Source organism: Anaerotruncus sp. G3(2012), from assembly GCF_000403395.2.
GTDB lineage: Bacteria > Bacillota > Clostridia > Oscillospirales > Ruminococcaceae > Anaerotruncus.
In genome coordinates this window covers 143646-157002 of record NZ_KE159675.1, presented here as the reverse complement: position 1 = coordinate 157002, position 13357 = coordinate 143646, and the positions used below count along the sequence as shown (strand labels likewise).

13 protein-coding genes and 2 tRNA genes are annotated in these 13357 nt (G+C 58.3%); 11 read left to right on the top strand and 4 right to left on the bottom strand.

Annotated elements, in window-relative coordinates; translation table 11 throughout:
* Window positions 1-15: 15 nt before the first annotated feature.
* Together nagA and C814_RS16040 are read right to left on the bottom strand one after the other, a co-directional pair.
* Window positions 16-1128 carry an N-acetylglucosamine-6-phosphate deacetylase gene (nagA, locus tag C814_RS16045; RefSeq protein WP_016316432.1) on the bottom strand — a complete coding sequence of 371 codons (1113 nt, stop codon included), beginning with the start codon at window positions 1126-1128 and terminating at the stop codon, window positions 16-18.
* Window positions 1129-1443: 315 nt separating this feature from the next.
* Complete coding sequence (locus tag C814_RS16040) at window positions 1444-2817, bottom strand: ROK family protein (protein ID WP_016316431.1); 1374 nt, start codon at window positions 2815-2817, stop codon at window positions 1444-1446.
* Window positions 2818-3034: 217 nt separating this feature from the next.
* Between C814_RS16040 and C814_RS16035 the strand changes: the two genes are divergently transcribed.
* From C814_RS16035 to C814_RS16020, 5 genes are all read left to right on the top strand, one after another.
* Window positions 3035-4255: an AGE family epimerase/isomerase gene (locus tag C814_RS16035; protein ID WP_016316430.1), complete on the top strand. Its 1221-nt coding sequence runs from the start codon at window positions 3035-3037 to the stop codon at window positions 4253-4255.
* An 84-nt stretch (window positions 4256-4339) separates the two neighbouring features.
* Window positions 4340-4921: a hypothetical protein gene (locus C814_RS0105125; RefSeq protein WP_016316429.1), complete on the top strand. Its 582-nt coding sequence runs from the start codon at window positions 4340-4342 to the stop codon at window positions 4919-4921.
* Between the two features lie 97 nt (window positions 4922-5018).
* Window positions 5019-5747 carry a YesL family protein gene (locus C814_RS16030; protein WP_016316428.1) on the top strand — a complete coding sequence of 243 codons (729 nt, stop codon included), beginning with the start codon at window positions 5019-5021 and terminating at the stop codon, window positions 5745-5747.
* Window positions 5748-5988: 241 nt separating this feature from the next.
* Window positions 5989-6064: transfer RNA gene (locus C814_RS16025), tRNA-Thr, on the top strand.
* A 15-nt stretch (window positions 6065-6079) separates the two neighbouring features.
* Window positions 6080-6164 (top strand) — tRNA-Tyr (locus C814_RS16020).
* Window positions 6165-6324: 160 nt separating this feature from the next.
* Here C814_RS16020 and C814_RS0105120 read toward each other — a convergent pair.
* Window positions 6325-7368 (bottom strand): 3D domain-containing protein, encoded by a 1044-nt coding sequence (locus tag C814_RS0105120; RefSeq protein WP_016316426.1) that lies wholly within the window; start codon window positions 7366-7368, stop codon window positions 6325-6327.
* Window positions 7369-7897: 529 nt separating this feature from the next.
* Here C814_RS0105120 and C814_RS23775 point away from each other — a divergent pair.
* On the top strand, window positions 7898-8041 hold the full coding sequence (locus tag C814_RS23775; RefSeq protein WP_196809932.1) for a hypothetical protein: 144 nt from the start codon (window positions 7898-7900) through the stop codon (window positions 8039-8041).
* 84 nt (window positions 8042-8125) lie between these two features.
* On the opposite strand, the gene rpmB is transcribed toward C814_RS23775, so the two are convergent.
* Window positions 8126-8314, bottom strand: a complete 189-nt coding sequence (gene rpmB / locus C814_RS16015) for a 50S ribosomal protein L28 (RefSeq protein WP_016316425.1) — start codon at window positions 8312-8314, stop codon at window positions 8126-8128.
* A 229-nt stretch (window positions 8315-8543) separates the two neighbouring features.
* Here rpmB and C814_RS16010 point away from each other — a divergent pair, with 229 nt between their 5' ends.
* The 5 genes from C814_RS16010 to C814_RS15995 all read left to right on the top strand — a co-directional run bounded on the left by C814_RS16010 (window position 8544) and on the right by C814_RS15995 (window position 13003).
* On the top strand, window positions 8544-9230 hold the full coding sequence (locus tag C814_RS16010) for a site-2 protease family protein (RefSeq protein ID WP_016316424.1): 687 nt from the start codon (window positions 8544-8546) through the stop codon (window positions 9228-9230).
* A complete protein-coding gene (locus C814_RS16005) occupies window positions 9230-9970 on the top strand; it encodes a segregation and condensation protein A (RefSeq protein WP_016316423.1) in 741 nt (246 codons plus the stop codon). Before C814_RS16010 ends, C814_RS16005 begins: the two co-directional genes overlap by 1 nt.
* On the top strand, window positions 9963-10487 hold the full coding sequence (gene scpB / locus C814_RS16000) for an SMC-Scp complex subunit ScpB (RefSeq protein ID WP_016316422.1): 525 nt from the start codon (window positions 9963-9965) through the stop codon (window positions 10485-10487). Before C814_RS16005 ends, scpB begins: the two co-directional genes overlap by 8 nt.
* Before the next feature lie 189 nt (window positions 10488-10676).
* Window positions 10677-11747 carry a GerW family sporulation protein gene (gene ytfJ, locus C814_RS24965; RefSeq protein WP_016316421.1) on the top strand — a complete coding sequence of 357 codons (1071 nt, stop codon included), beginning with the start codon at window positions 10677-10679 and terminating at the stop codon, window positions 11745-11747.
* A 74-nt stretch (window positions 11748-11821) separates the two neighbouring features.
* A complete protein-coding gene (locus C814_RS15995; protein WP_016316420.1) occupies window positions 11822-13003 on the top strand; it encodes a D-alanyl-D-alanine carboxypeptidase family protein in 1182 nt (393 codons plus the stop codon).
* Window positions 13004-13357 lie beyond the last annotated feature (354 nt).

Sequence of the window (13357 nt, the reverse complement as noted above, 5' to 3'; positions counted from 1 at the left end):
GCAGACGGGTGCAGGCTACTGGATTTCCTGCCCGTCAATAAATGTTTTCACGAGATTCAGCTCCGGATCGAGCAGCAGCAGGTCGGCGCTTCTGCCCACGGCGAGCGAACCAATCTCCTGCTCCATGCGGATGACCTTTGCCGGGCGCAGGGTCGCGGCTGTGACCGCTGCCTCGAGCGGCAGTCCGAACCGCACGACATTGCGCAGCGCGTCGAGCATGCTGATCGACGACCCGGCGAGGGTGCCGTCCAGCAGGGTGGCGCGGCCGCCCTTGACCACAATCGGCTGTCCGCCCAGTTCGTAATCCCCATCCGGCATCCCGGCGCAGCGCAGCGAATCGCTGATCAGGGTGAGCCGGTCTCCGAACATCTTATGCACCGCGAGGATCACGGCGGGATGGATGTGCAGGCCGTCGCAGATCAGCTCGACGCTTGCATCCGAGACGAGCGCCGCGCCGATGATCCCCGGCTCCCGGTGGAGCAGGGCGGGCATCCCGTTGAACAGGTGGGTCGCATGGCTCGCGCCGTTCTCGTAGGCTTCGCAGGCGGTCTTGAAATCGGCGGTCGAATGCCCGAGCGAAACGGTGCACACCTTCGAGACCTCCCGGATAAATGCCATTGCGTTCGGCTCCTCGGGCGCAACGGTAACCAGCCGGACGATCCCGCCGGACGCCTCGTTCAGCCGGTGGAACATCTCCACATCCGGCTCATGCAGGTTGTCCGCCGCCTGCGCGCCCCGCTTGGCGTACGAAAGGAACGGCCCTTCGAGATGGATGCCCGCAGCCTTTGCACCGTCCGCCGGACGCTGGAACCCGCGGATCGACTCGACCGCTGTTTTGAGCACCGGTTCCTTGAGGGTCATGGTGGTCGGACAGAACGAGGTCACGCCATGCTGCGCGTAATAACGGGAAAGTTTTGGCAGGTTTTCTGCGATCCCGTCGCTCGCATCGCAGCCCACTGCGCCGTGGGTATGCACGTCGATCAGGCCAGGGATCACGTAGCCGCCCTGTGCGTCGATCTCCGCTTTTCCGCTGCACTGCCCAATCCCGGTGATCTTCTGATCGAACGCGATACTTCCCTCTTCAAACCTTCCCTCCGGGGTGAAAATTTTGGCATTTTTAATGATCATTACAGGTTACCTCCAGATCGCTTTGTTTGAGAGCCTATTTTTACAGTTCAGATTGAGGGGCTTTTGGCAAGAGAAAAAGCCCCCGCTTGCCGCCTTGCAGCGGCAAGCCACCCAGAAATGCGCTTCACAGGATCAGGCGTTCCGCTCATCGCGATTTTTTGGCTGCCGCCGCAGCGTGCATAGGCCAGCCGGCGTGAAGCGCCGGCCCTTAGGCCGGAGCAAAAACCGAGTAAAGCTTTTCGTTTCCTTCAAACTTTAAAAACCAAAAGTTTCGTCCACCTTTTCAAAGGTGGCGGGGTTGAGGGGCAGAGCCCCTCACATCTCCGGCAGGCTTGCTGCGGCTACCGACTGCCCTACCCGGCGTGCCTTCTCATCCGGCAGCGCGGCTTTGATCTCCTTGGCAGCTTCGGGGTATTCGTCCGCGAGCACCCGGTTGGCGGTCTCCAGGATGATATCCCCGCCCCGCCCGGACATGACCCGCCCGAGCAGCAGCACATGCTTGCAGCCGTACAGATGATGGTAGTATGCCAGCGAATGGCCGAGGTATACGCCGATCGAGCGATAGATGCCTTCGGCAGGGCTGCCCTCTTCCGCCATGAGCGCCTGCACCTTTTTGAGCTTTTCTGCGGGTGAGAGGCTCTCGTCGAGCTGGATGCCCGCGGCGGGAGCAAGTTTGATCACCGCATCCTGGGAGAAATATTTGACGCCGCAGCCGATGTCGCCCGACCACTCGTCCTCCATAGCCTTGGGGCTGGCGTCGACCGGCATGAACGCCAGTTCGTTGAGCCATCCGGTGATATTGCCATCCTGGTCGACATAGCCGACCGCCTCACTCGTGCCCATCGCGATGCCGAGCACATTGTTTTCGTTCAGGCTCATAGCGCCCGCCAGCGCGGTGACGTCGCCATCGTTGCAGACAGTCACCGGCACGTCGCCGATCTCCTTGGCTGCGCGGATATAGATGTCCTTGACCTTGGCATCAAACAGGTCCTTGGGCACCTTGAGGAAAAGGGATGCGTTCATTGTGCGGTTGTCGATATAGATGCCCGCCGACGAGACACCGATCGCATCCACCCGCGGCATATGCTCCGCTGCGGCCTTCATCGCCGAGACGATCCCCTCGAAATGGTAGTCGGGGTCCGAATTGGTCTTAGGGAACCAGACGACTTCCTCGCTGAATACCGGCTCTCCGTCGATGACCGCCGAAACCTTGCGGTCGCTGCCGCCCGCGTCAAACCCGATCCGGCAGCCCTCCAGATGCCGTCCGACCGGCTTGGATTCGCTCTTCTCCTCAGGCGCCTGACCGCAGGCCACCACCTCAAACGGGCGTTCATAGACGTTCGCCATGAAATCCGCATCAAATGCGCGGCTGCCGCCGGGCGCATACGCCTGCTTCATCTGCTCGCAGATGCCGTCGTCCCCACTGATGTAGATTTTGAAGCCGCCCTTCATCCACAAGACAGTCTTAATCAGCCGGTCGATATAGTAGCGGTCGGCTTCGGCCATCTCCGGGGTCCCGTGGATAAATGTGTGATAGGTTGCCATCTGCCCGCCCGCGCGTTCCACCGCTACGCTCACCGGCTTTTTCGCCGTTTTCAAAAAAGCGGTATTGAATTTGTAGAGCGGCAGGAATTCCTGGTCCAGCTCCGGCAGGTTTCTGACGTCAATTTCGATTCCAAGATGTTTCATAAGCAGCCTCCTTCATCAATCTGGGCGCGTGGTTGTTCTTACCTTATAGGCTACCCAGTTTTAAAAAATCTGTCAAGCAGTTTGGCAAAATTTTTACTGGTTTTTGTAAATTTTGCACTGTTTTTCTGGTTGTCCTCTTGACGAGACCCCGGTTGGGCGGGTATGATAGAGAGGACAAGATTTCACCCGTAACGTTAGGAAAGTGGGGTAGATTCAAATGGACAGTGCAAAACTCAAAGGGTATCAGGAGTGGATCAGGGCCGAGCTCGACCGCTGTGTGGATTTCTGGCTGAAAAACGGCCTCGACAAGGTGAATGGCGGCGTTTACACCTGCCTCGACCGAACCGGCCAGGTTTTTTCGACCGACAAAAGCGTCTGGATGCAGGGCCGCTGCGCATGGACGTTCGCCTATCTTTGCCATGTCTATGGGGCGCGCCCCGAATGGCTTGCAGCGAGCAAAAGCTGTCTGGATTTCCTGGAGGAACACTGCATCAACCGTGAGGCGGGCAACCGGCTTTACTTCACCGTCACCGCGGACGGCAAGCCGCTGCGCCAGCGCCGCTACTGTTTCTCTGAGGGATTCTACTGCATCGGCAATGCCGAGTATTACGGCGTAACCGGTGACGAAACCTGCCTGAAGCGTGCCCGCGACGCCTATGAGCTGATCTATCAACTGAACAACGGCCTGATTAAGGACCCCACCGGGCTGGGCCCCAAGACGATCCCTGAAACCCGCTCGGGACGTGCACTCGCCGACCCGATGATCTATCTGAACATCACCTCGATCATGCGGCGGGTCGACCCTGCGAATGCCGAGCTGTATGACAAACGCAGCGCCGAGTGCGTGCAGACGATCTTCGGCTACCACTTCAAGCCGGAACTGAAATGTACCCTTGAATCAGTGGGCGTAAACGGCGAATTCATGGACAGCATCACCGCAGGCCGGGTGGTCAACCCAGGACATGACATCGAGTGCAGCTGGTTCCTGATGGAGGAAGCCAACCACAAGAAGGATGAGCAGCTGCACAAAAACGCGATGCAGGTGTTTGATTTTGCGATTGAGGCTGGCTGGGATAAGGAATACGGCGGGCTTCTCTACTTTATCGACTGCCTTGGAAAGCCGCCCGAGTCATACGAGCACGACATGAAGCTCTGGTGGCCGCACGACGAAATCCTGATCGCGAGCCTGATGATCTACCGCGACACCGGGGATGAAAAATACCTTGCGTGGTTTGACAAGACGCTCGCATACTGCAAGCAGGTCTTTTCTGACCCCGAGTACGGCGAGTGGTATGGCTATCTGCGCCGCGATGGCAAACCGACCGCCCCGCCCTGCAAGGGCAGCACCTTCAAGGGCCCGTTCCACCTGCCGCGTATGCTGGTGATGTGCGACACCATGCTCACCGAGCTGCTCGCACGCGAAGGGGACAAAGCGTAAAAGCGACCCGCGCCGAAACCAAGGGGAGCCTTTTTGCCTGTGTAAAAAGGCTCCCTCCCATCGCCCTGACAGGAGATGTTTTCTATGCGCTTCCATCACGCAGATCCGTTAAATAGTGCGATAAACCCGGGGAAAGCCGGTGCGGGAAAACAGCGTCCCGCCCTCCTCTTTTCCCTTCTGCTCCTAATCGGGATGCTGGTATCTATGGTCTGTGACCTGTCTATCTCCGGAAGGCTCACCTGGTCCCTGTTCCCAGCCCTCTCGATCCTGTTGGTCTGGCTGGTCTTTTTCCCGGTCGTTCTATATGGGCAGCGGGGGATTTTCTGGGGACTGCTGGCTTTGAGCCTCTCCCTTCTGCCGTTCCTCTACGGCCTCGACCTCCTGATACAGGGCCATGCCTCCATTCTGCCGGCCGGCGGCAGGATGGCAGTGATCGGAGCCGCCTTTCTGTGGATTGTTTTTGCACTGTTCCGGTTTTGGAGAAACCGGAAACTGCTGGCCGTTGCGGTTTCCTGCCTGACAGCCATCCCGGGATGTGCGGCTGTCAACCTCACGCTTTCCGGAATACTCGGTTGCCCTGTGCTTGACCGCTGGGACCTTCTGTCGTTTCTGGTTTTGGCGACCCTGTCGGCCCTGTTCTTTCTGCTCGACCTCCGGGCACGATGATGGAGCCGATCTTCCCAATTTTCCTCCGGATGCGAACTATGCCCTTAAAAATCCGGATACGGCTGCTCATCTTTCAAAAAGGCTGGTGATTTCCCCGATGCTGAATCAGGTCTTTAACCCGGACAACTTTCTCTTTCGCGCGGTTGGCAAGTTCGCCGACCTTCTCTTTTTGAGCTTGGCCTGGCTTGTTTGCTCGCTCCCGGTGGTGACGATAGGCCCTGCCACAGCCGCCCTCTACTATGCCGCTGTCAAGAGTGTCCGCCGTGGGGAGGGGCGCGTTGGCCAGTCCTTTTTCCATTCGTTCCGCGAAAACCTGAAAACCGGAATCCCGGCTTCGGCCATTGCGGTGGCTGCGGGGTTCCTGCTCTGCAACGGGATGCTCCTCACCCGACAGATGGCGCGGGCGGACAGTGGATGGACCGCGTTCTGCATCGCATATGGAGTGCTGCTCCTGCTTCCTGCCGGAGCTGCCTGCTACCTGTTCCCGGTCCTCTCCCGGTTCACCTTCGGGGTCGGGGGGCTGTTCTCCGCTTCGTTCCTGCTCTCCATACGTCATCTGCCTTCGACAGTCGTCCTCGTCCTGCTTAACGGGCAGGGAATCCTCATCTGTGCCAGGGGGCTGCGGTCCATGCTCGACGCCTACCGGCTTTCCCCCCAGGCGATCCCCTATCCCCAATACTGGATGCCGCTGCTGATCGTCCCCGCCGCCGCCGCACTGCTCTCCTCCCTCTTCCTTGAGCGGATTTTCAAAAAATATACCCCGCCAAAACAGCCCGGATGCCCTGACGAGACAAACAGCAGCCCTGCACCCTGGTATCTGCGCTGAGCAGGTCAGGGACTCCTGGCTTCTATCGTGTCGGGGGGCTTAGAGTCACCAAAGCGGACCAGCCGCTATGGGCGAAAGGCGGCGGCTGTAATGGACATAGCTGCGGGGGTGGTTCCCGGTGGTTTGGAGCCTGGATTATAAAATCAAAAAAATTTTTCCATTACCTGTTGACAAACCTCGATTGATATGCTAAAATAACTTTCAGTTTCCAACGAGGATATTTCAGAATGATTATGAATCCGCTGGTGTAGCTCAGTTGGTAGAGCAGCTGATTTGTAATCAGCAGGTCGGGGGTTCGAGTCCGTCCACCAGCTCCATCAAAAGTGAATCATGGGAGGGTTCCCGAGTGGCCAAAGGGGGCAGACTGTAAATCTGTTGCTTTCAGCTTCGATGGTTCGAATCCATCTCCTCCCACCAATAGGCAAGGTCCGGTGCAAAAGCGCCGGATTTTGTTATATGCGGAAATTGGATGAAAACCCTTTTTGAAAAATGCGAAATGGGTCCTAAAATAACCGGAGGCCGGACACGATTGTGCCCGGCCTCCGGTTTTGATTGTTCGGCAGGCCATTTGGGGCCTTTACTCAAGTACATAGATGTCCACAATCCGCCGGCCATTGAGGACGCTCTCCTCATAGGTCTCGTAGAACAAGTCCACATCCACCACATTCGCCATCAGCCCAATACCGGTATCCGCGGCAATCGCGCACCCATAGACAAACCGGTTGTCGGTGGTGGCGATGTACAGCTTGGAGCCGTAGGGGATCTTGTTGGGGTTGACCGCAACATGTCCAGGAATCGCGTACCGTCCGCTGGCAGTCCGCGCACCCGGCCGCGCGCTGTATCCGGTGGCGATCTGGTCGGTCAGCAGGCGGGAATAATGGAGCGGTTTTCCGTTCTCGTCAACCTCCAGATCAAAGTCCAGATTGGAAACCGGCACCTCCGACCCGATCAGGATCAGCTCGGTCACCGGGGGCTTGGTCACATTCTCACCAAGCAGCTGGACCTCCTCCCTGCGGCCATCTACCGTACGGCGCATATAGGTAAGGGTCTTGCTCCCCTCCGCACCCTGCTGAATCGTTTGCGTGCGTCCCAGCCGGATCAGGGAGGTGTTTTTCCGCACCGTCTGATAGGGGATCTCTTCGTCTTCGGTATACCGCTCGTATTCGACACGCTGAAGCGTAATCTGATCCCCATCAAGGATGGGTTTGTCCGCATCCGGGGTCAGCAGGTCGTTCCCGTCATAGGTGATCCCCTGCTGGTAGAGCAGGTCGCCCACTGTTGTACCAACCGGCACGTCATGGAACGAGATTCCTCCGTCTGCCTGGATGCTTGCTTTGCAGGTGCGGGTCGTGTTCAGCTCCGCGTAGTGTCCGGAAAGTCCACGATACCCAGTCTGTTTCTGGTCCAGCTGGCCCGCATAGGTTTCAAAAATTTTTCCGGGATCGCTCTCCATTGTGTAATGAAGCTCGCTCCCCTCCTCATCGGTCACATAGACAACGTTGGTCATGGTGGAAATCTGAAAGATCACAAATGCCAGCACCACCGACAACATGCCCAGTGCAAAAGCCCGGCTGCGCAAAAATGCCGCCAATGCGCGGGCCTCTTTCCAAATCCGACTCATAAAATACTCCTTTTTTCTTTTCGCCGCAGATTTTTACAGCGAGACATAGGGCGATGGGAAATTCACCCTGTGTTTAGTATATCAGAGCACTACCCATTATATGCAACTTCTGGGTCTTTGTCAAACCGAAGACCGGGGGCGGCCTCCCAAAAAGCGGGATGATTCGCTGTTTCTCCCCGTCTTTTCGATCATGTCCGCCAAAAGGGCAGGTTCCAACCAGGGCAGGGCAGAAAAAATTCACAGAAACTTTATCTTTTCCCTGCGCAGCATAAACTGACGGCTTTGTGGCATTCCATCCGCTTCCACATAAGATATTCCAGGGGCCTGGTCCCCACGGTGGCGAAGGCCCCTGAGTTCCCCCTTTCCGCCGATCCCATCCCCCTGACGCTTGCAGCCAATGCACTTCACTTTGTGCCCTTCAGCATCCGGGGTGATGTGTCATCGTTTATCAGCGTAACACCGCAAAACAATGGACAGGCGGACAGACGCGCTCCATGTCCGCAGTTATGTCCCTGCCAGAGGAACGCCATTGACGCAGGCAGCGGTATCCAACGCTTTTCTGACTGCCGCGGCACAGCCAACCATACCTGCATCTCAACCCGACCGTCAGACAGCGGCAGCGATTGCTAACCTGATCGGTTCGGTCCCGGTTGTAACAATTGCGGCGTTCTGACCTCCCTTTCCCGGAAAGCCCAGCGCCTGCAACGGTAAACAAAAACGCCTCTGCTAAAAGCAGAGGCGTTTATTTGCACAGAAATCAGATTGCGCGCTGCACTTTGTCAGAACGCAAGCAGCGGGTGCAGGCGTGGATGTGGCGGGGAGTACCGTCGACGATCGCCTTTACGCGCTGTACATTGGGCTTCCAAGCTCTGTTGGAACGTCTGTGAGAATGGGAAACCTTGATTCCGAAGGTAACACCTTTTCCGCAGATGTCGCATTTTGCCATGTGTCTGCACCTCCTCTTTGCGGGACAGTCTTTGTAATTCTCTCTCGAGGTCAACAGTAGTATTTTATCAGATGCGGCCCGGAAATGCAAGGGCTTTTTGATAATTTTTTGTGAAATTGCGCACAAAGCGGCTTTTCCTACGAATATCGCTTGTATTTTGCCCGCAAAGCCAGTATAATATGGAAGAAACCGCTCAAACGCAGAAACGCAAACAGAACAGGAGACTTTTATGGGATTTTCGATCTATTCGATGTATCAGATCTTTGCCCGGATCGTGGTGCTGTTCACCTCGATGCCGGTTCATGAGTACGCCCACGGCTGGATGGCGCACAAGCTGGGGGACGACACCGCCTACCAGCAGGGCCGGCTCGACCTGAACCCGCTCGCCCATCTCGACCCGCTCGGCACGATCCTGCTGCTTTTCACCGGGTTTGGCTGGGCAAGGCCGGTTCCGGTACAGCCCCACAGGTTCAACCGGAAGATTTCGATGCGCGCCGGTGTCGCGCTGACCTCTCTGGCCGGCCCGGCTGCCAATCTGCTGCTGGCGCTCATTATCATGGTTGTCTACAAGCTCTTTGCGGTCGCGGTAATTGCAACCGGCGCCACGATCACCATGCCGCTCGGGATCGTCGCTGAAATCCTCAGCATGATGGTCTCGATCAATGTGGGGCTGGCGGTCTTCAACCTGCTGCCGATCCCCCCGCTTGATGGCTTTAACATCTTTTCCTACTTCCTGCCCGCCAAATGGGAATACACGATTGCGCAGTACAGCCGGTATCTGCCGATGATCCTGCTGGTGATCGTCATGGGTACCCCGCTGCTCGACTGGCCGCTCTCGTTCCTGAGCGGGCTGATCTACCGGCTGCTGGACTTCGCGACCGGCTGGGTCAACCTGATCGCCCGGTTTATTCTGTAATGGAACAGCTTTCGTTCCGGACTGCGGAATTTGAAGGCCCGCTCGATCTGCTGCTCCACCTGATCGCCAAGCACAAGCTGGACATCTATGACGTGCAGATCTCCGCCCTGCTCGAACAATACATGGCGTACATCCGCGCGGCACAGGACGCGGACCTCGAGCTGGCGAGCGAATTCCTCGAGATGGCCTCCCGCCTGGTTTATATCAAGACAGTTTCCCTTCTGCCCAGGCACGAGGAGGAAAGCCGCCAGCTCAAAACCGAACTGCAGGGGCAGCTTCTCGAATATCAGGTCTGCAAGCAGATGGCCGCTGAACTCGGGGAGCGGGGCCAGCAGTTCCGACGGTTTGTCCGACCGCCGGAAAAAATTGAGGCCGATACCGCATACCGTCTGACTCATCCGGTCAAACTGCTCTGTGACGCTTATCGCGACGCGGTTGGACGCGGTCTGCGGCGTCTGCCCCCGCCCCCGCAGGCGTTTTCGGGGATTGTTGCGCGGCGGGTCGTCTCGGTCAGCAGCCGGATCGTGCACCTGCTTAAACGGCTCTACCGGTCGGGAAGGGCGTCCTATGGGAGCCTGTTCGAGACGAGCACCGACCGCAGCGAGCTGGTGGCGACCTTCTTGGCGGTGCTCGAGCTGGTAAAGGCAAAACGGATTACGGTGGAGGACGGGCAGGTCCGGTTCGATCGGACCCACCACTGCCCTGACGCATCCACAACGGGGGAACTGAGTTATGATTGACCTGCCGCACAAACAGATTTTTTCGGTGCTGTTCGCCGCCGGGGAGCCGGTCGAAACGGCGAGGGTCGCGCAGGCGATCGGTGCGGATGAGGAAACCGTCCTGCGATATCTGCCAGCCCTTCAGGACAGCCTCGATCAGGCCGGCATACCGCTCCAGATCCTGCGTTTGGGGGACAGGCTCCAGCTTTCCACACTGGAAGCCTTTGCGCCGGTGATTCAGGACGCGCTCGCACTGCGCCGCAACATTCCGCTTTCGCAGGCGGCGCTCGAGGTGCTTGCGGTGGCCGCTTATAACCAGCCTGTGACCCGCGCGCTGATCGAGCAGGTGCGCGGCGTGGACAGTTCCGGGGTGGTCAATTCTCTGATTGAAAAACAGCTTCTGGAGGAAGCCGGCCGGCTCGACCTGCCCGGGCGCCCGCTCTCCTACCGTACGACCCCACATTTTCTGCGCACGTTCGGTCTGGAAAGCCTGGAACAGCTTCCGCCCCTGCCAGGTACAGAGGATGGGACAGCGTAAACCTGGTTCCAGGCCAGGCTCATAAGCGTCCAGTGCCTTCCTCTTACATTCCTCCCCTCCAGGCTGCGTGAAACTGCTCCCGTGGGGCCGCATCCGCCCGATTGGGGATGGTTTTCCGGATTTATTCCATCATCTTAACTTTTTACCCATCTGTTCAAACATCGTGGACGCACAAAAAGGGGGACGGATATGGTCGGTTTTATCCTGCTGGGGCTGTGGGCCCTGGTCACGGTCTGTTTGCTGATCCCCTGTTCGATCCGGCTGCACTATCAGACCGGCGAAACGGCCGAAGCCGTCCTGTGCTGGGCGTTTTTCAAGCTCCGGTTGGGCGGCCCACAAAAGCCGGAAAAAAAGCCTGTTAAGGCCAAGAAGGCCCGCAAAAAGCCGCCGGACAAAAAGAAAAAATCTCTGGGGGAGCAGTTCGGCGGAATCCCCGGCATGGCTGGCCTGCTCTCTGACCTGCTTTCCGCGGCAGCGGAAGGGACGGGTTTTCTGGTCCGGCATTTTCCGCTTCGGGTTCGGCTTCAGATGGTGGTCGCCGAGGGGGACGCTGCCGAAACCGGAATCCGCTATGGGCGGACGAACGCGGCGGTCTATGGGATTCTGGCCTCTGCCCACCACTTCCTGCGCCTCAAAAAGCAGGAAATCTCGATTCAGCCGGACTTCACCGCTTCACAGGGCAGTGTGGAATTCTCCCTGCATGGCCGTATGCTCCCGCTCTTTGCCCTGCTCGGGACGGGAAATATCGCAGGCCGGTTTCTGGCCAAAACGCTCAAACGAAACAGGCGGACACGCGCGGCAAAAACCGCAGGCAGTTCCGCAGATCATAAGGACGGAGGAATTTCCATGAACAATGAACATCCAATCAACGGCCTGCTCGACAGCTCGATGCAGAACCTGCGGTCGCTCGTCGACGCCAATACGGTGATCGGTGAAGCGATCACCACCCCGGACGGGACGGTCATTATCCCGGTTTCCAAAGTCAGCTTTGGATTCGGCTCGGGCGGCTCGGACCTGCCCACCCAGAAAGAGGGCGAGCTGTTCGGCGGCGGTGCAGGCGGCGGTGTCTCGGTACAGCCGCTGGCATTCCTTGTGGTCAAGGACGGGGATGTCCGGCTGCTCCAGTTCGACAACAGCAAGAACGTCGCGGACCGCGCAGTTTCACTGATGCCCGAGCTGTTTGACAAGGTTTCCGAACTGTTTTCCAAAAAGGACAAGAATCCGCCCGATTCCGCCGGGCAGGAGGGCAAGCCCCAGTAATGGAACCGACAGAATCCGCATAAAATGACCTGTATACTGGTATCAAACGATATTTTGATGACAAGGTGCAGGTGATGGAGATGCTGAAAAAGTCGATCGTCCTGCTGGTCGCATTCCTGCTTTTGCTGGCAGGGGTGCGGGTGACTGATGCGCACGCGCAGACACCGGACGGCTTTGGGAAGCCCGCCGCAGTGCAGGCGGTTGCGGATACGCCGGACTACCAGACCAAAGCCAAGGCCGCGGTATTGATGGATGCGCAGACCGGGCGTGTGCTCTTTGCACAGAATGCTGGTCTGCGCCTGCCAATGGCCTCGACCACCAAAATCATGACCGCCCTGCTCACCCTCGAGCAGGGCGGTCTGGACGATTATTTTCAGGTCGACAGCGATGCCATCCGGGTGGAAGGCTCGTCGATGGGCCTTCAGGAGGGGGACAGCGTTTCCCTGCGGGCACTCGCTTATGGGATGCTGCTTGCCTCTGGCAACGACGGCGCCAATGCGGCAGCGGTGCGCATCTCGGGGTCGATCCCTGCGTTTGTTGAGCGGATGAATGCCCGCGCTGCTGAGATCGGCATGGCGGACACCCGGTTCGCAACCCCTTCCGGATTGGACGACCCCGGCCACTACTCCACCGCCTACGACATGGCGCTGCTCGCCCGCGAGGCACTGCAAAATCCGCTTTTTGCCGAGATTTGCGCCCAGAGCAAAGCGGTAGTCCAGTATGGCAACCCGCCCTATAACCGCTGGCTCACCAACCACAACCGCCTGCTGCGGGAATATCCCGGCACAATCGGCGTCAAAACCGGCTTTACCAAGGCTTCCGGGCGGTGCCTGGTCTCCTGCGCCGAGCGGGACGGGGTACGGCTGATCGCTGTCACGCTCGGCTGCCCGGACGACTGGAACGAGCACCGCAGGCTGTTCGACCGCTATTTTGGCCTGCTCACCCCGGACGACCTTTCGGGCTATCTGCCGCACACAGGATTGCAGCTCCCGGTTGCGGGCGGGACCGAACCGGCTGTCGCGCTGCGGTACACCCCTCCCCCTGCAATGGCGCTGCTCGAGGGGGATCGGGTAGAGGTGCGCGCGGTTGCCGCACCGCTTGTGTTCGCGCCGGTCGAGCAGGGGGACCTGCTCGGACATCTGACCATCTGCTGCAATGGCGAGCCGGTCGCCGAGCTGCCGCTGACCGCCGCACAGCCGGTCGAGGCGACCACCCCTTCCCCCCGCGAATCTCTCTTGGAATGGTTGTTTACATAAGGCTATCCTGTAATGCGTCTGACAGGGCTTCGGGAGCGTGGGGCAGCGCGCAAAGGCCAACCGGCCCAGCGGCCTTTGGCCTGAAGCCAGAGCCGAAAACACGTTTGTATTCCGCTTTCTAGGGCTTGTTTGAAAATAGAGAAATAGACGGATGGTTCGTAAAAAGCGAGCGGTTGCAAGGAAAAAAGCACAGGAATACTTGCTGTATTCCGCGCATTTTTGACGCGGCAGCTGCCGCTTTTTGTAGAAAAAGACGGCTATTTCGATTTTTCAAACAGCCCCTAGCCAGAACCACAAAAATCGTCGGGGCGCACAGGTCCTGAATCTCACAAAAATCAACGGCGTGAGCCGTGG

Excerpts from the sequence above, each read along its gene's own strand:
- nagA (WP_016316432.1), bottom strand. The coding sequence starts at position 1,128 with ATGATCATTAAAAATGCCAAAATTTTCACCCCGGAGGGAAGGTTTGAA.
- C814_RS16040 (WP_016316431.1), bottom strand. The coding sequence starts at position 2,817 with ATGAAACATCTTGGAATCGAAATTGACGTCAGAAACCTGCCGGAGCTG.
- C814_RS16035 (WP_016316430.1), top strand. The coding sequence starts at position 3,035 with ATGGACAGTGCAAAACTCAAAGGGTATCAGGAGTGGATCAGGGCCGAG.
- C814_RS0105125 (WP_016316429.1), top strand. The coding sequence starts at position 4,340 with ATGCGCTTCCATCACGCAGATCCGTTAAATAGTGCGATAAACCCGGGG.
- C814_RS16030 (WP_016316428.1), top strand. The coding sequence starts at position 5,019 with ATGCTGAATCAGGTCTTTAACCCGGACAACTTTCTCTTTCGCGCGGTT.
- C814_RS0105120 (WP_016316426.1), bottom strand. The coding sequence starts at position 7,368 with ATGAGTCGGATTTGGAAAGAGGCCCGCGCATTGGCGGCATTTTTGCGC.
- rpmB (WP_016316425.1), bottom strand. The coding sequence starts at position 8,314 with ATGGCAAAATGCGACATCTGCGGAAAAGGTGTTACCTTCGGAATCAAG.
- C814_RS16010 (WP_016316424.1), top strand. The coding sequence starts at position 8,544 with ATGGGATTTTCGATCTATTCGATGTATCAGATCTTTGCCCGGATCGTG.
- C814_RS16005 (WP_016316423.1), top strand. The coding sequence starts at position 9,230 with ATGGAACAGCTTTCGTTCCGGACTGCGGAATTTGAAGGCCCGCTCGAT.
- scpB (WP_016316422.1), top strand. The coding sequence starts at position 9,963 with ATGATTGACCTGCCGCACAAACAGATTTTTTCGGTGCTGTTCGCCGCC.
- ytfJ (WP_016316421.1), top strand. The coding sequence starts at position 10,677 with ATGGTCGGTTTTATCCTGCTGGGGCTGTGGGCCCTGGTCACGGTCTGT.
- C814_RS15995 (WP_016316420.1), top strand. The coding sequence starts at position 11,822 with ATGGAGATGCTGAAAAAGTCGATCGTCCTGCTGGTCGCATTCCTGCTT.